Annotated in this window: 16 protein-coding genes; 7 read left to right on the top strand and 9 right to left on the bottom strand. The window is 71.0% G+C overall.

All coding sequences use genetic code 11. The features are described 5' to 3' along the window. Window positions 1–3 precede the first annotated feature (3 nt). Genes ACZ5WE_RS15445 through argC form a run of 4 tightly spaced genes read right to left on the bottom strand, consistent with a single transcriptional unit; the run spans window position 4 to window position 4,359 of the window. The gene (locus tag ACZ5WE_RS15445) at window positions 4–1,212 is read right to left on the bottom strand and encodes an acetylornithine transaminase (protein WP_467686594.1); all 1,209 of its coding nucleotides are present in this window, start codon (window positions 1,210–1,212) and stop codon (window positions 4–6) included. Beyond that, complete coding sequence (gene argB / locus ACZ5WE_RS15440) at window positions 1,209–2,183, bottom strand: acetylglutamate kinase (RefSeq protein ID WP_467686596.1); 975 nt, start codon at window positions 2,181–2,183, stop codon at window positions 1,209–1,211. Before argB ends, ACZ5WE_RS15445 begins: the two co-directional genes overlap by 4 nt. Next, window positions 2,180–3,334 (bottom strand): bifunctional glutamate N-acetyltransferase/amino-acid acetyltransferase ArgJ, encoded by a 1,155-nt coding sequence (gene argJ, locus ACZ5WE_RS15435; RefSeq protein WP_467686598.1) that lies wholly within the window; start codon window positions 3,332–3,334, stop codon window positions 2,180–2,182. The genes argB and argJ overlap by 4 nt, the downstream gene beginning before the upstream one ends. Beyond that, a complete protein-coding gene (argC, locus tag ACZ5WE_RS15430; RefSeq protein ID WP_467686600.1) occupies window positions 3,331–4,359 on the bottom strand; it encodes an N-acetyl-gamma-glutamyl-phosphate reductase in 1,029 nt (342 codons plus the stop codon). Before argC ends, argJ begins: the two co-directional genes overlap by 4 nt. Before the next feature lie 154 nt (window positions 4,360–4,513). On the opposite strand from argC, the gene ACZ5WE_RS15425 reads away from it, so the two are divergent. The 3 genes from ACZ5WE_RS15425 (at window position 4,514) to ACZ5WE_RS15415 (ending at window position 6,691) form a co-directional block, all read left to right on the top strand. Next, window positions 4,514–4,987, top strand: coding sequence for a VOC family protein (locus ACZ5WE_RS15425; RefSeq protein WP_467686602.1), 474 nt, complete (start codon window positions 4,514–4,516; stop codon window positions 4,985–4,987). 107 nt (window positions 4,988–5,094) lie between these two features. Further along, window positions 5,095–6,081, top strand: a complete 987-nt coding sequence (locus tag ACZ5WE_RS15420) for an aldo/keto reductase (RefSeq protein WP_467686604.1) — start codon at window positions 5,095–5,097, stop codon at window positions 6,079–6,081. An 88-nt stretch (window positions 6,082–6,169) separates the two neighbouring features. Beyond that, on the top strand, window positions 6,170–6,691 hold the full coding sequence (locus ACZ5WE_RS15415) for a DUF6314 family protein (RefSeq protein WP_467687103.1): 522 nt from the start codon (window positions 6,170–6,172) through the stop codon (window positions 6,689–6,691). On the opposite strand, the gene ACZ5WE_RS15410 is transcribed toward ACZ5WE_RS15415, so the two are convergent. Both ACZ5WE_RS15410 and ACZ5WE_RS15405 read right to left on the bottom strand, forming a co-directional pair. Next, a complete protein-coding gene (locus ACZ5WE_RS15410; protein ID WP_467686606.1) occupies window positions 6,606–7,244 on the bottom strand; it encodes a nucleoside deaminase in 639 nt (212 codons plus the stop codon). The two genes, ACZ5WE_RS15415 and ACZ5WE_RS15410, sit on opposite strands and share 86 nt — an antisense overlap. Window positions 7,245–7,391: 147 nt before the next feature. Next, window positions 7,392–8,837: an aminotransferase-like domain-containing protein gene (locus tag ACZ5WE_RS15405; RefSeq protein WP_467686608.1), complete on the bottom strand. Its 1,446-nt coding sequence runs from the start codon at window positions 8,835–8,837 to the stop codon at window positions 7,392–7,394. On the opposite strand from ACZ5WE_RS15405, the gene ACZ5WE_RS15400 reads away from it, so the two are divergent. Next, the gene (locus tag ACZ5WE_RS15400) at window positions 8,836–9,807 is read left to right on the top strand and encodes a DMT family transporter (protein ID WP_467686610.1); all 972 of its coding nucleotides are present in this window, start codon (window positions 8,836–8,838) and stop codon (window positions 9,805–9,807) included. The two genes, ACZ5WE_RS15405 and ACZ5WE_RS15400, sit on opposite strands and share 2 nt — an antisense overlap. Before the next feature lie 91 nt (window positions 9,808–9,898). Then, complete coding sequence (locus tag ACZ5WE_RS15395; protein ID WP_467686612.1) at window positions 9,899–10,093, top strand: DUF1918 domain-containing protein; 195 nt, start codon at window positions 9,899–9,901, stop codon at window positions 10,091–10,093. Window positions 10,094–10,112: 19 nt separating this feature from the next. Here ACZ5WE_RS15395 and ACZ5WE_RS15390 read toward each other — a convergent pair whose 3' ends face one another. Next, complete coding sequence (locus tag ACZ5WE_RS15390; RefSeq protein ID WP_467686614.1) at window positions 10,113–11,345, bottom strand: glycoside hydrolase family 10-like protein; 1,233 nt, start codon at window positions 11,343–11,345, stop codon at window positions 10,113–10,115. A gap of 179 nt (window positions 11,346–11,524) precedes the next feature. On the opposite strand from ACZ5WE_RS15390, the gene ACZ5WE_RS15385 reads away from it, so the two are divergent. Further along, window positions 11,525–12,385 (top strand): 3-hydroxybutyryl-CoA dehydrogenase, encoded by an 861-nt coding sequence (locus ACZ5WE_RS15385; protein WP_467686616.1) that lies wholly within the window; start codon window positions 11,525–11,527, stop codon window positions 12,383–12,385. A 199-nt stretch (window positions 12,386–12,584) separates the two neighbouring features. Then, on the top strand, window positions 12,585–12,842 hold the full coding sequence (locus ACZ5WE_RS15380; RefSeq protein WP_467686618.1) for a hypothetical protein: 258 nt from the start codon (window positions 12,585–12,587) through the stop codon (window positions 12,840–12,842). Here the strand turns inward: ACZ5WE_RS15380 and ACZ5WE_RS15375 are convergent. Both ACZ5WE_RS15375 and ACZ5WE_RS15370 read right to left on the bottom strand, forming a co-directional pair. Beyond that, complete coding sequence (locus tag ACZ5WE_RS15375) at window positions 12,839–13,381, bottom strand: NUDIX hydrolase (RefSeq protein WP_467686620.1); 543 nt, start codon at window positions 13,379–13,381, stop codon at window positions 12,839–12,841. The two genes, ACZ5WE_RS15380 and ACZ5WE_RS15375, sit on opposite strands and share 4 nt — an antisense overlap. A 76-nt stretch (window positions 13,382–13,457) precedes the next feature. Next, on the bottom strand, window positions 13,458–14,807 hold the full coding sequence (locus ACZ5WE_RS15370) for a transcriptional regulator (RefSeq protein ID WP_467686622.1): 1,350 nt from the start codon (window positions 14,805–14,807) through the stop codon (window positions 13,458–13,460). Window positions 14,808–14,938 lie beyond the last annotated feature (131 nt).

Here is a 14,938-nt window from a genome sequence, read left to right as displayed (position 1 = left end):
GTCTCATTCTCCGGATCGTCCGTCCCCGCCCGCCGCGGTGGCCTGGTCAAGCATGCCGGGCAGGGCCCGCAGAAGCGCGTCCACCTCGTCGTCGCGCACGTTCAGCGGCGGCATCAGCCGTACGACATCGGGGGCGGGCGCGTTCACGAGGAAGCCGGCGTCCTGAGCCGCCTGCTGCACCTGGGGCGCGAGCGGCTCGGTGAGCACGATACCCAGCAGGAGGCCCGCACCCCGGACATGGCCCACCAGGGGGTGTCCGAGCGACTCGATTCCGTCGCGCAGCTTCTCGCTCGCCCGCTTCACGTTGTCCAGGAGTCCGTCGGCCTCGATCGTGTCGAGTACCGCCAGGCCCGCGGCGCATGCCACCGGGTTTCCGCCGAACGTCGTTCCGTGCTGACCGGGCTTGAGGAGCTGGGCCGCCGCGCCGAACGCGACCGTCGCGCCGAGCGGCAGACCACCGCCGAGACCCTTCGCGAGCGTGACGACGTCGGGCTCCACGCCCTCGTGCGCGAGGTACTCGAACCAGTGGCCGGTGCGGCCGATTCCGGTCTGCACCTCGTCGAGTACGAGCAGGGTGCCGGTGGCCGTCGTGATGTCGCGGGCCGCCTTGAGGTAGCCCGCGGGCGGCACGACCACGCCGTTCTCGCCCTGGATGGGCTCGATGACGACGAGGGCCGTCTCTTCGGTTACCGCTGCCCGCAGGGCCTCCACATCGCCGTACGGGACGTGCGTGACGTCGCCGGGCAGCGGCAGGAACGGCTCCTGCTTTCCGGGCTGGCCGGTGAGCGCGAGCGCCCCCATGGTCCGGCCGTGGAAGCCGCCGTCCGTGGCGACCATGTGCGAACGCCCGGTCAGGCGGCCGATCTTGAAGGCGCCTTCGTTGGCCTCGGCGCCGGAATTGCAGAAGTACACCCGGCCCGGGCGCCCGAAGAGCTGGAGCAGCCGCTCCGCGAGTGCGACCGGCGGCTCGGCGACGAAGAGGTTCGAGACATGGCCGAGGGACGCGATCTGGGTGCTGACCGCCTCGACGACCGCCGGGTGGGCGTGGCCGAGCGCGTTGACCGCGATGCCGCCGACGAAGTCGACGTACTCCTTGCCGTCGGCGTCCCACAGCTTGCTGCCCGCGCCGCGGACGAGGGGCAGCCTGGGCGTGCCGTAGTTGTCCATCAGCGCGTCCTGCCAGCGCTGGGTCAGCTCCTCGTTGCCGGTCATGCCGCTTCCCCCTCTGTCGCGTTGCCGGGTACGTCGGGCGCGTCCGGCACGACCATCGTGCCGATGCCCTCGTCGGTGAAGATCTCGAGCAGGATCGAGTGCTGGACCCGTCCGTCGATCACACGGGCGGTCTCGACGCCGTTGCGCACGGCGTGCAGGCAGCCCTCCATCTTGGGGACCATGCCGCTGGCCAGCTCGGGAAGGAGTTTCTCCAGCTCCTTCGCGGTCAGGCGGCTGATCACCTCGTCGCTGTGGGGCCAGTCCTCGTAAAGGCCCTCGACGTCCGTGAGGACCATGAGGGTCTCCGCGTCCAGCGCAGCCGCAAGTGCCGCAGCCGCCGTATCAGCATTGACGTTGTAGACATGTCCGTCGTCCTGGGAGCGGGCGATCGAGGAGACCACCGGGATACGGCCGTCCGCGAGCAGGGCCTCGATGGCGCCGGTGTCGATCTCGGTGATCTCGCCGACCCGGCCGATGTCGACCAACTCGCCCTCGATGCGGGGCTGGTGCTTGGTGGCGGTGATGGTGTGCGCGTCCTCGCCGGTGAGGCCGACGGCGAGCGGCCCGTGCTGGTTGAGCAGGCCGACCAGCTCGCGCTGGACCTGTCCCGCGAGCACCATCCGTACGACGTCCATGGCGTCCTCGGTGGTGACGCGCAGGCCCGCCTTGAACTCGCTGACGATGCCGTGCCGGTCGAGGGCCTTGCTGATCTGCGGTCCGCCGCCGTGCACGACGACGGGCCTGAGGCCCGCGTGGTGCAGGAAGACGACGTCCTGCGCGAAGGCGGCCTTCAGCTCCTCGTCGATCATGGCGTTGCCACCGAACTTGATGACGACGGTCTTGCCGCGGTGCCTGGTCAGCCAGGGCAGCGCCTCGATGAGGATCTGCGCCTTGGGGAGCGCGGTGTGCTTCCGCGCGGTCGGGTTGCCGCTCGTGGCGCTGCTCGTACTGCCGCTCGTGTCGCCGCTCATGAGGAGTACGCGCTGTTCTCGTGGACGTAGTCGGCGGTGAGGTCGTTGGCCCAGATCACGACCGGCTCGGCGGTGCCTTCCGCCAGGTCCGCGGTGATCCTGACCTCGCGGTAGCGCATGTCGACGAGGTCGCGGTCCTCGCCCACGCTGCCGTTCTTGCAGACCCATACGCCGTTGATGGCGACGTTCAGCCGGTCGGGCTCGAAGGCGGCCTTCGTCGTGCCGATGGCGGAGAGCACCCGGCCCCAGTTGGGGTCCTCGCCGTGGATGGCGCACTTGAGGAGGTTGTTGCGGGCGATGGAGCGGCCCACCTCGACGGCGTCGTCCTCGGAGGCCGCGCCCACCACCTCGATCCGGATGTCCTTGCTGGCGCCCTCGGCGTCGCCGATGAGCTGGCGCGCGAGGTCGTCGCAGACGGTGCGGACGGCCTCGGCGAACGCGGTGTATTCCGGGGTGACCTGAGAAGCACCAGAGGCGAGAAGCAGCACCGTGTCGTTCGTCGACATGCAGCCGTCGGAGTCGACGCGGTCGAAGGTGACCTTCGTGGCGTCGCGCAGCGCCTTGTCCAGGACGTCGGCGTCGAGGTCGGCGTCCGTCGTGAGGACGACGAGCATCGTGGCGAGGCCGGGGGCGAGCATGCCCGCACCCTTGGCCATGCCGCCGACCGTCCAGCCGTCCTGGGTGGCCACGGCCGTCTTGTGCACGCTGTCGGTGGTCTTGATGGCGATGGCGGCCTTCTCGCCGCCATGCGCGGAGAGTTCGCCCGCCGCGCTCTCGACGCCCGGCAGGAGCTTGTCCATGGGGAGGGTGACGCCGATGAGCCCCGTCGAGGCGACGGCGACCTCGCCCGCGTTCAGGTCAAGGGTCTCGGCGACCTTCTCGGCGGTGGCGTGGGTGTCCTGGAAGCCCCGCGGGCCCGTACAGGCGTTGGCGCCACCGGAGTTGAGGACGACGGCCGAGACGAGACCGCCCTTGACGACCTGCTCCGACCAGAGGACGGGGGCGGCCTTGACGCGGTTGGAGGTGAAGACGCCCGCGGCGGCCAGGCGGGGCCCGGTGTTGACCACGAGGGCCAGGTCCGGGTTGCCGTTCTCCTTGATTCCGGCGGCGATGCCCGCCGCCGTGAATCCCTGCGCTGCCGTGACGCTCACGGTGCCACTCCGATCGTGGAAAGACCGAGCTCCTCAGGGAGCCCGAGTGCGATGTTCATGCTCTGCACCGCGCCACCCGCGGTGCCCTTGGTCAGGTTGTCGATGGCGCTGATCACGATGACGCGCCCCGCCGCCTCGTCGTACGCGACCTGGATCTGCACGGCGTTCGAGCCGTACACGGCGGCGGTCGCGGGCCACTGCCCCTCGGGGAGCAGGCGCACGAACGGCTCGTCCGCGTAGGCCTTCTCGTACGCGGTCCGCACGGACTCGGCGGTGACACCCTCCTTCGCCTTCGCGCTGCACGTGGCGAGGATGCCGCGGGGCATCGGGGCCAGGGTCGGCGTGAAGGAGACGGTGACGGGGGTGCCCGCGGCGGCGGAGAGGTTCTGGATCATCTCCGGGGTGTGCCGGTGGACGCCGCCCACGCCGTACGGCGACATGGAGCCCATCACCTCGGAGCCCAGCAGGTGCGGCTTGGCCGCCTTGCCCGCGCCCGAGGTCCCGGAAGCCGCGACGATCACCGCTTCGGTCTCGGCCAGCCCGGCGGCGTACGCGGGAAAGAGCGCGAGCGAGACGGCCGTGGGATAGCAGCCGGGCACCGCGATGCGCCGGGAGCCCTCCAGGGCCGCTCGGGCGCCCGGCAGTTCCGGCAGGCCGTAGGGCCAGGTCCCGGCGTGCTCGCTGCCGTAGAACTTCTCCCAGTCCCCCGCGTCCTTCAACCGGAAGTCGGCGCCCATGTCGACGACGAGGACGTCCGGGCCGAGCTGCTCGGCGACGGCGGCGGACTGGCCGTGGGGCAGGGCCAGGAAGACGACATCGTGACCGGCGAGGACCTCGGCGGTGGTCGGCTCCAGGACACGGTCGGCGAGCGGCATCAGGTGCGGCTGCAGAGCACCCAGGCGCTGACCCGCGTTCGAGTTGCCCGTCAGGGCGCCGATCTCCACCTCGGGGTGGACGATCAGCAGACGCAGCAATTCACCGCCCGCGTACCCACTCGCCCCTGCCACTGCTGCGCGTACCGCCATGGAACCCTCCTCCTAGATGGCATGACTATACGTCCAGCCGCAGTTTTATGCAACGAGAATCGGAGCGCCCACCTGCGATGAGTTCACGCAAGGGCGAGGGTCACTACAGACAGACAGACGCCCGCACCCACACGCCCGACGACAGGAGAGAGTCATGCCCCGCATCACGCCCACCCTCTGGTTCGACACACAGGGCGAGGACGCCGCCACGTTCTACGTCTCCGTCTTCCCGAACTCGAAGATCACGAACGTCTCCCACTACGGCGACGCGGGGCCGCGACCCGCCGGGACCGTGATGACCGTCGAGTTCGAGCTCGACGGCCAGCCGTACCTGGCACTCAACGGCGGCCCCGAGTTCACCTTCAACGAGGCGCTCTCCCTGACGATCGACTGCGCCGACCAGGAAGAGGTCGACCACTACTGGACGAAGCTCTCCGAAGGCGGCGAGGAAGGCCCCTGCGGCTGGCTCAAGGACAAGTTCGGTCTCTCCTGGCAGGTCGTCCCCGCCGCCCTGGACGAGCTCATCTCTGACCCCGACCAGGGACGGGCGCAGCGCGCCATGGCAGCCATGCTCGGCATGAGGAAGCTCGACGTGGCGGCGCTGTACGCGGCGGCGGATCAGAAGTGAACGCCTCAACGCCCGCCGAAATGGTTTGACTTGGAGTCGACTCCAGCTCCTAGGGTCGGAACCGTCCGCCCGCATCAGGGCACACTGCTCCACCTGGAGGTACCGGCATGACCAGCGTTCCCACCCGCCGTCTCGGCGCACTGACCGTCTCGGCGCAAGGGCTCGGCTGCATGGGGATGAGTCACGCGTACGGCGCCTCGGACGACACCCAGTCCATCGCGACGCTCCACCGCGCTCTCGACCTCGGCGTCACCCTGCTCGACACTTCCGACTTCTACGGCGCGGGACACAACGAAGAGCTGATCGGCCGCGCGCTGGCCGGCCGGCGCGAACAGGCCGTCCTCGCCACGAAGTTCGGCTTCGCCAACCGCCTCGACGAGCCGACAGAGATCAGGGGCGACGCGGCCTACGTACGGCAGGCGTGCGACGCGTCGCTGCGGCGGCTCGGGGTCGACCACATCGACCTGTACTACCTGCACCGCGTCGACCGGAACGTACCCATCGAGGAGACCGTCGGCGCGATGGCCGAGCTCGTCGAGGCCGGGAAGGTGCGGCACCTCGGGCTCTCCGAGGCGAGCGCGGGGACGATCCGCCGGGCGCACGCGGTGCATCCGATCGCCGCGCTGCAGAGCGAGTGGTCGCTGTGGACGCGGGACCTGGAGGCGGAGATCGCGCCGGTCTGCCGCGAGCTCGGTATCGGCATCGTGCCGTTCTCGCCGCTCGGGCGCGGCTTCCTGACCGGGCGCTACACCTCGGCCGCCGGCCTCCAGGAGGGCGACATGCGGCGTAGCCAGCCGCGGTTCGCCGACGGGAACCTGGAGCGGAACCTGCCCATCGTGACCGCCCTCAACGCGCTCGCCGAAGACAAGGGCGTCACCGCGGGGCAGCTCGCCCTGGCCTGGGTGCAGCACCGCGGCGACGACGTGGTGCCGATCCCTGGCACGCGCCGGGAGAAGTACCTCACCGAGAACCTGGGCGCGCTCGCCGTCGAGCTCTCCGCGGAGGAGCTCGCGGCGATCGACGCGGCGGCCCCGGCGGATGCGGTCGCCGGCACCCGGTACGACGAGAACAGTCTCGGGTTCGTCGACAAGTAGAGACATCCGGGGCGAACGCCAAGGCAGGGGGCCGCGTAGCCTGCGGGGCATGCCCTTTGCGGATGAAGCAGCCGAAGTGGGGTGCGCGATGAGCGAGGCCCCGCACCGCGTGCCGGACGTACTGGGCGTGCCGGACGTACTGGCGTACCTCGCCGGGACGTGGCAGGTGGAGCGGACGGCACGGGATGTGGCGGGCAACACGGAGGGGCACTTCTCGGGCACGACGGTGTTCACGCCGGGCGACGGCGGCGGCCTCCTGCACCACGAGTCCGGCACCTTCACGTGGCGCGGCACTCCCCGCCCCGCCGAACGCACCCTGCGCTTCATGCCGGGCGACGACCCGGCCACCGCACACGTCCTGTTCGCCGACGGCCGCCCCTTCCACGACCTGGACCTGCGCACCGGCAGGCACACCGCCGACCATCCGTGCGCCCTCGACCTCTACCGGGGCGAGTTCGAGGTGTACGACGAGCGGCGCTGGCGGACGCGGTGGCGGGTCGCGGGCCCCGCCAAGGACCTGATCCTCACGACGGCATACACCCGATGCGACCCCACAGCGCCGCGCACAGCCCCGCTACGTCCTCCGTCGCCGGAAAGTCCGGGCCGGTAGCGATCCGAACGGCTTCCGGGGCGATCGCCGCGTTGCCCCGCACGGTCGGGTGTTCGGCGCCGCGCAGCTGCACGATGCCGCGCAGGAACAGGACGTGGGCACACGTCTCCCAGGCGGAATCCCCCAGGGCCTCCGCCGACGACGACGGTTGCCCGGTGGCCAGCGCCCACGGGTCCCGCGCGACGTACCGCACCGTCCCGACCCCCGTGAAGTCGGCCGCCGCCGCGCACATCGCGCACGGCTCGTGGCTGCTCCACAGGACGTGACCACCCAGTTCCCGCTCCGTGTGCACGCCCGCCAGCGCGTTCATCTCCGCGTGCGCGAGGGGCGTCCCCTGGAGGACGTCGTCCCCGCCCGGAGGGTCGTACGCCCGGTTGCGCCCCTCGGTGACGATCACCCCCGCCCCGTCGGTGAGCACGGCGCCGACCGCGAGCCCGCCGCCACGCAGGGAGCGGTGGGCGAGTTCGAGGCAGCGCCGGGCCGCCGGGTCGAGCCGCTGCCAGGCAGCGCCGAACTCCTCGGGCACGGCCTCCTCCGGCGACGCCGGCCTCACGGCCGGCCCCCACCAGTCGTGCGGCCCTCGGCCGCCGAGACGCGAACAGACATGCGGTGATCGTGGAGGGCGCGGCTGCGCGGGTCAAGGCTTCACCGCGAGTACGTACGCGGTGCTGGCGCCCGGCGGGCGCCGCGGCAGGCGGTCTCAGCGGGAGGACCCCCACACCTCCTCGCACGCCCCGCGCAGCCTCCGTACCCCCTCGGCGATCTCCCCGACTCCCGCGACCGCCGCGAAGCTCATCCTCAGGTACGCCGCCGGGGGTTCGGCCGCGAAGTACGGGCGGCCGGGGGCCACCGCGACGCCCGCACGCTGCGCCGCGCTCGCCAGGGCCGTCTCGTCCGTGCCGTCGGGCAGGCGCAGCCACAGGAGGTAGCCGCCCGCGGGGATGTGCGGCAGGGCCAGTTCGGGCAGGTGCAGGCGCAGGGCCGCCGCCATCGCGTCCCTGCGGTCCTTCAACTGGCCCGCCACGTGCCGCAGATGGCGCGGCCAGGCCGGGGATCCGACCAGTTCGAGCGCCGCCTCCTGGAGCGGCCTCGGCACGAAGAAGTGGTCGACGACCTGGATCGCGCGCAGCCGCTCCAGTACGGGCCCGCGGGCGACCAGCGCGCTCACCCGGAAGCTCGGGGACGTGGCCTTGGTGAGCGAGCAGACGTGCACGACGACTCCGTCGGGGTCGTCGGACTGCAGGGGCCTGGGCAGCGGCCCCGCGTCCTCGTGGACGAGACGGCGCACGAAGTCGTCCTCGATGACGAAGGCCCCGGCCTCTCGCGCGATGCGCAGCACCTCCGGGCGCCGCTCGGCCGAGAGCACCGCCCCCGTCGGGTTCTGGAACAGCGGCTGGCAGACGAACACCCGCGCCCCCGTGGCCTTGAACGCCGCGGCGAGCAGCTCGGGGCGTACGCCGTCCACGTCCACCGGCACCGGGACCGGCCGCAGCCCCGCCGCGCGGGCGATGGCCAGCATGCCGGGATACGTCGGCGACTCGACCAGGACGGGCGCACCCGGCGGGGCCAACGCGCGCAGCGCCGTGGTGAGCCCACTCTGGCCGCCCGCGGTGATCAGGACCTCGGCGGCCGTGATCGCGCCGCCGACGCCCCGCGCGAACCACTCTCGCAGCTCGGGGAGCCCGTCGATCGGGGGCCTTCCCCACGCGCCGGGCCGCCGCCCGGCACGTGCGAGGGCCGCCGCCATCGCGCGCTCGGGCTGCAGCGAGGGATGCAGATAGCCGCCGTTGAACTCGATGACCCCGTGCGAGGGCGCCGCGAGCGTGACCAGGACCCCGGAGGCGTCCACCGCCCGCGGCACCAGCTCCGTCGCCGCGTCGGCGCTCAGTGACACCTCCTGCCACGAGGTGTCCCCCGCCGGTGAGGCGGCGGCCTGCGGCTCGGCTCGGAAGACACCGGCGCCGGGCCGCGTGACGACCAGGCCCTCGGCGGCCAGCTGCCCCAGGGCCCGCGACACGGTCACCGGGCTCACCCTGAACCGGTCGACCAGCGCCCGGCTCGACGGCAGCTTTCCACCTGGCGAGTAGCGGTCCACCTCGGCCCGCAACTGTTTTGCCAACTCAGCCACACTGCTACTCTCATGCATGACAGCACAGGATAGCGCTACTCGCCCGAGCCCGATAGCAGTCACCGCCACCGCGGAAGCCGTCACCCCGGAAGCCGTCACCGCGGAAGCCGTCACCCCGGGCACGCACAACTCCCGCCGCGCAGGCACCGTCATGGCCGCGCTCGGCGTCACTGCCTTCTCCCTCACCTTCCCGTCGACCGCCTGGGGCCTCGAAGGCATCGGCCCCTGGTCGTTCGTGGCCCTGCGCGTCGTGCTGAGCGCGTTCATCGCGGGAGGCGCCCTGCTCGCCCTGCGCGTTCCGCTGCCCGCCCGCCGCCACTGGGCCGGGCTCGCGGTCGTCGCCGCCGGAGTCGTCGTCGGCTTCCCGCTGCTGACCACGCTCGCCCTGCAGACCTCCACCACCGCCCACGCGGCCGTGGTCGTCGGTCTGCTCCCGCTGACGACCGCCGTGTTCTCGGCGCTGCGCACCGGGGCGCGGCCCTCGCGGACGTTCTGGGCCGCGGCCCTCGCGGGCGCCGCGGCGGTGATCGCGTTCACGGTCCAGCAGAGTGGCGGCGCCCTGTCGACCGCCGATCTCTACCTCTTCGCCTCGCTCCTCATCTGCGCCGCCGGCTACACCGAGGGCGGCCGTCTCGCCCGCGAGATGCCGGGCTGGCAGGTCATCGGCTGGGCGCTGGTCCTGTGCCTGCCGCTCGCCGTGGTGGGGGCGGCCTTCGCCCTCCAGCACGAGCCCTTCCAGCTCACCGGGCACAGCACCGCGGGACTGCTCTACGCGGCCATCGGCTCGCAGTTCCTCGGCCTGGTCGTCTGGTACCGCGGCATGGCCGTGATCGGCGTGCCCAAGGCGAGCCAGCTGCAGCTCGCGCAGCCGCTGCTCACGCTGGTCTGGTCGGTGTTCCTGCTCGGCGAGCACCTCACGATCGCCGCACCGCTGACCGCCGCCGCCGTCCTCGTGTGCATCGCGGTCACCCAACGGGCACGCGGCTAGCAGCCGACGGCCGGGCCCAAGGTCCGGCCACCGGACGTAGACTGACGGCCACGGAAAGCAACCGCAGGGTGGGACAAGGAGGTCGCTCCAGATGCGTGCAACCGTAGGCGACAAGCTGGTGGTCCACGGCAGGGTCGTCGGCCAGCACGACCGGATCGCGGAAGTCGTCGAGGTGCTCGGCACGGACGGCGGCCCGCCGTACCGCGTGCGCCTCGAGGACGGCCACGAGACGCTGATGTCACCGGGCCCCGACACCGTCGTACGGCATCAGGACCCGGCCTCGTAACTCCGGCCGCGAGTACCTGTCAGCGGGGCGGCTTGGCCGGCTTCCCGTAGTGGTCGGCGACCACGCGCGCCATCGCGCCGATCTTGTCCACGCCCACCTCCTTCGCCGAGAAGTACACATGCCCGCGCGACTGCGGGAACTTCTTGGCGTACGTGAGGTGGCGGGACAGCTCGGCGGGGTCCTGCCAGGGGGCGGCCTGCGCGGGGTCGCCCGCCTTGTAGAGGGCCTCCCCCACGTACAGGCGCACGCCCGTGTCCTTGACGACATCGGCCCACCAGGGCAGCAGCTTGCCGTAGTCCGCGGCGGCGAAGCCGATGTTCCAGTAGAGCTGCGGGCAGATGTAGTCGAGCCAGCCCTTCTTGACCCAGCCGCGGGTGTCGGCGTGCAGATCGTCGTAGGTCTGCACGCCGGCCCGGGTGTCCGAACCGAGCGGATCGGTCGAGGCGTTGCGCCAGACCCCGAACGGGCTGACCCCGAACTGCACGTGCTTGCGCGCCTTCTTGATCCGCGTCCCCATCTCGCGCACCAGACGGTCGATGTTGTCGCGCCGCCAGGCGGCGCGGTCCGGGAAGCCGCCGCCGTGGCGCGCGAAGGCCTCGTCGTCGTCGAAGACCTGCCCGGCGACCGGATACGGGTAGAAGTAGTCGTCCCAGTGCACCGCGTCGATGGCGTAATGGCGCACGGCGTCGAGCATCGCGTCCTGGACGAAGCGCCGTACCTCGGGCAGACCGGGGTTGTAGTAGAGCTTCCCGCCGTAGGGCACGACCCAGTCGGGGTGCAGCCGCGCCGGGTGCGTCGGGACGAGGCGCGAGGGATCCGTGTGGTTGGCGATGCGGAAGGGGTTGAACCACGCGTGGAGTTCGAGGCCCCTGCTGTGCGCCTCGGCCACGGCCGTGCCCAGCGGGTCCCAGCCGGGGTGCTTGCCCTGCACGCCGGTCAGGCACTCCGCCCACGGCTCGTACGGCGATGGCCACAACGCGTCGGCGGTGGGGCGCACTTGGAAGATCACGGCGTTCAGCCGCCGCCGTACGGCCGTGTCGAGATGGCCGATCAGTTCGGCGCGCTGCTCGGCCGCCGGCAGTCCGGGCTTCGAGGGCCAGTCGCGGTTGACGACGGTCGCCAGCCACATGCCCCGCAGCTCGCGGCGCGAGGGGGCCTTCCCGGGCACGGCCGCCGCGTCCCCCGCGGCTGTGAGACCCGCCACCATCGCGGCTGCCGCAATCGTGAAACCTCGGCGTGACATACGCCTCATCCGCTCGCCCCCTGGCCTGTATATCCGCCGGAACCGCTGCTTGTACGGGACAGCATGCCCGACCCGGCACGTCATGCACCTGAGGTTCGGCGGTAACGTTCACCGCTGGGGCAGACACCGCATCCGAACGGGGGACTGCCCGCCCGTTGATCAGCGAAAGGCACGAGGTGACCGACTCTATGCCCGACATCGCACGCGTCGGAGTAGTGGGCTGCGGCCAGATGGGCGCCGGGATCGCGGAGGTCTGCGCCCGCTCCGGACTCGATGTGAAGGTCGCGGAGACCACAGGCGAGGCCCTGGAGATCGGCCGCACCCGGCTCTACAACTCCCTCTCCAAGGCCGCCGAACGCGGCAAGATCTCGGAGGAGGAGCGGGACGAGACGCTCGCCCGCCTCAGCTTCACGACCGACCTCGGGGAGTTCTCCGACCGCGACCTCGTGATCGAGGCCGTCGTCGAGAACGAGGCGGTCAAGACCGAGATCTTCCAGGTACTCGACCAGGTGGTGACCCGGCAGGACGCGATCCTCGCCTCCAACACCTCGTCCATCCCGCTGGTGAAGCTGGCCGTCGCGACGTCCCGCCCCGACGCGGTCATCGGCATCCACTTCTTCAACCCGGCCCCGGTGCAGCAGCTCGTCGAGCTGATCCCCGCGCTCACGACGTCCGAGGGGACGATCAGCCGCGCGCAGTCCATGGTCGAGAAGGTGCTCGGCAAGCACGCGATCCGTGCCCAGGACCGCTCGGGCTTCGTGGTCAACGCGCTGCTCATCCCGTATCTGCTCTCCGCGATCCGGATGTTCGAGTCGGGCATCGCGAGCCGCGAGGACATCGACAACGGCATGGAGATGGGCTGCGCCCACCCGATGGGTCCGCTCAAGCTCGCCGACCTGATCGGCCTCGACACCGTCGCCTCAGTCGCGGACAGCATGTACGCCGAGTACAAGGAGCCGCTGTACGCCGCTCCCCCGCTGCTCCAACGGATGGTGGACGCAGGGAGGCTCGGCCGCAAGTCCGGCTCGGGCTTCTACCCGTACGGCTGACACGGCTCACACTGGCACCCGGAACTTCGCACCGCACGCGGGCCCGGCACTCGATCGAGTGCCGGGCCCGCGGCGTTCACACACCGTGTGCGCGGTGGGCTCGCATATGCCCTTCGCACACTCTCCCGCCCTGGCCACCAGGAGAGTTGACTTTCCGTGCGCATCAGGGGGATGGACAGCTACAGAGAGGAACGGACTTGTGACCGCCGACCCTGAACTTCGCGTGGTCCCCGAAGAACTCGCCGAGTTACGCCGCAGCTTGGACGTGGGTCTCGCCCGCGTCGACGGACAGCTCGCGTTGCTCACCCAACACGACGAACAGAGCGTCAAGAACCAGGACGAGTTGACCGTAAGGATCACCGCACTCGAGCACACTCGCTGGCCGCTGCCCGCACTTCTCGCCCTTGCGGCGGTCGGTGCGCTCGCCGTGGCAGTTTGGCAGGCCATCGGTCGTTAGTGCGCGTCCTGGCCAAGACGCAGGTGGTGCAGGAGAAGTAGCGCAGCCGCCATGTTGGCGGCCGGTACTTCTCCGCGGGCCACCATGTCAGGGACGAGTTTGAGTGGGACCCATTCACGGCGGTCGGACTCGAAGTCGTCTTCGGGATGACCGATGTAGGTGCACTCATCCGACCAGTAGATGTGGTGCTTTGCGTCGGTGAGCCCATTGGACGGCTCGACACTCATCAGGTGTCGTAACGGGCCCGGCCGCCAGCCGGTCTCTTCCTCCATTTCCCGGGCTGCCGCGTACGCGAGGTCCTCGCCGTCCTCGACGACGCCCGCGGCGAGTTCCCAGCCCCAGCTGTCGGTGATGAAGCGGTGCCGCCAGAGCAGCAGCACCTCGTTGGCCTCATTGACCGCGGTGGCCACGGCGACGGGCCGCAGCCGTATCAGGAAGTGGTCGAGGTGCCGGCCGTCGGGCAGCTCCACGTCTGCCAGATTGACCGTGAACCACCTGTTTCCATACACAGTTTGTTCGCTTTGTTTCGTCCACTGCACGGTTCTGCCACCTTCCGCCGAGTAGATGGCAATATCGCAGCAGGAGGGTGTTCAGAGCAGTGGTACGCGCCTCACCTCACAGGGGTACGCGCAGCGCCCCGGCGATGAGTTCGGCCGCCTCGGCCGTGCCCGCGCAGTCGCTGCGTACCAGATGTTCCCGCACGGCCCGCAGCCGGTCGCGCAGCCGTTGGGACTCCATCCCCCGTGCCTGCTCTGCCATTTCCACCGCCGTGGCCACCGCCTCGTCGGTGTTTCCCTGGCGCAGTTCGATCTGGCTGAGCATGGCGAGCCGATGGACCCGGCCCCGGTCGTGAGCCGGCGTGTCCACCGCCGCCGCCGCATGTTCGTATGCTCCCGCGAGGTCGCCGAGGCTGAGCAGGGCCTCCGCCACTTGTACGTTGACGAGTCCGGGCTGGACATAGCCGGTCTCGTCCGGCTCGCGCCCAGGCCGGATGCGGTCGGCAGCGCCTTCCGCACGCCGAATGCAGGACAGCGCGCTGCTGCCGTCGCCCAGGTGCGCGTACGACTTGGCCTGCATGGCATAGAGATCGGAGGCGAGGGCCGGGGTCAGCTCGCGCCCCGCGGCGCGCAGGGCGGCCTCCGCGAAGGCCACCGCCTGGCGGTACTCGCGCATGAACAGGGACTGGTTGACGAGCAGCGCGATGACATAGGCACCAAGTCCCCTGTCCCCGCTGGCCTTTGCCAGGCGCAGCGCCTGGTGGAAGTAGCGCTGGGCCAGGCCGTGCGCGTCCGAGTCATAGGCGCAGATGCCGGCGATGGCCACCAACCCGCCGGTGGATCTGTGCAGTTGGCGCCCCGTCTCGTCCGTGTAGCTGCCGCGCAGCAGGGGCGCGGCCTCGGCGTTGAGGAAGCCGACGATGCGGGTGCGGGTCGCGATGCCGCCCGTCTTGCGGTACATCTGCTCGTAGTGGGCGCGGGCCGCGCGCATCATGTCGATGTCGGCCGTGCTCACCTGGTGCCTGCCGCCGCGCGAGACGTCCACGTCCTCGGGCGGGTTCTCCCACTCCCACACAGGCATCACCGCGGGTGTTCCCGTGACCGCGGGTGCGCCGAGGAGGTGGGGCCGCTGCTGTTCGTCCGAACGCCACAGGGCCGTGGCTCTCTCCACGAAGCCGGACAGCGTCGAGGCCATGGAGTGGTGCCCGACGGCCGGCAGGCCCGGCACGCCGAGGCCGATGTCGTCGAGGGTGACGGTGCGCTGGAGCCGACCCGCGAGGACCTCGCAGATCAGGTCGGGCACCTGACCGCGCGGGCGCTGGCCCTTCAGCCACCGGGAGACGGCGGTGTGTTCGTACCGCAGGGCGAGGCCTCGCCTCTTCCCCGCCTGATTGACGTGGGCAGCCAGGCCCGCGTGGGAGATTCCCGCCTCGTCGAGGATCGCGTCGAGCAGGGTATTGGGCTGCATGGAGGCCCTCCGGTGGCTCGGTGTGGCCAGCGTAGTAGAGGTGACTTCACACGGGGTGTGAACGGAACGTCCGAATCCGGGGGGTGTGCGCTCTGCCGTCGCCACTCCTGTCACGCTTGACTGAGATTCCT

It is taken from the genome of Streptomyces sp. NPDC033180 (assembly GCF_055577645.1).
The sequence above is the reverse complement of the archived record's forward strand: the minus strand, read 5'-3'. Positions and strand labels throughout refer to the sequence as shown.

Coding starts and splice junctions, on each gene's coding strand:
- ACZ5WE_RS15445 (WP_467686594.1), bottom strand. CDS start 1,212: ATGACCGGCAACGAGGAGCTGACCCAGCGCTGGCAGGACGCGCTGATG.
- argB (WP_467686596.1), bottom strand. CDS start 2,183: ATGAGCGGCGACACGAGCGGCAGTACGAGCAGCGCCACGAGCGGCAAC.
- argC (WP_467686600.1), bottom strand. CDS start 4,359: ATGGCGGTACGCGCAGCAGTGGCAGGGGCGAGTGGGTACGCGGGCGGT.
- ACZ5WE_RS15425 (WP_467686602.1), top strand. CDS start 4,514: ATGCCCCGCATCACGCCCACCCTCTGGTTCGACACACAGGGCGAGGAC.
- ACZ5WE_RS15420 (WP_467686604.1), top strand. CDS start 5,095: ATGACCAGCGTTCCCACCCGCCGTCTCGGCGCACTGACCGTCTCGGCG.
- ACZ5WE_RS15415 (WP_467687103.1), top strand. CDS start 6,170: ATGAGCGAGGCCCCGCACCGCGTGCCGGACGTACTGGGCGTGCCGGAC.
- ACZ5WE_RS15400 (WP_467686610.1), top strand. CDS start 8,836: ATGACAGCACAGGATAGCGCTACTCGCCCGAGCCCGATAGCAGTCACC.
- ACZ5WE_RS15405 (WP_467686608.1), bottom strand. CDS start 8,837: ATGCATGAGAGTAGCAGTGTGGCTGAGTTGGCAAAACAGTTGCGGGCC.
- ACZ5WE_RS15395 (WP_467686612.1), top strand. CDS start 9,899: ATGCGTGCAACCGTAGGCGACAAGCTGGTGGTCCACGGCAGGGTCGTC.
- ACZ5WE_RS15390 (WP_467686614.1), bottom strand. CDS start 11,345: ATGAGGCGTATGTCACGCCGAGGTTTCACGATTGCGGCAGCCGCGATG.
- ACZ5WE_RS15385 (WP_467686616.1), top strand. CDS start 11,525: ATGCCCGACATCGCACGCGTCGGAGTAGTGGGCTGCGGCCAGATGGGC.
- ACZ5WE_RS15370 (WP_467686622.1), bottom strand. CDS start 14,807: ATGCAGCCCAATACCCTGCTCGACGCGATCCTCGACGAGGCGGGAATC.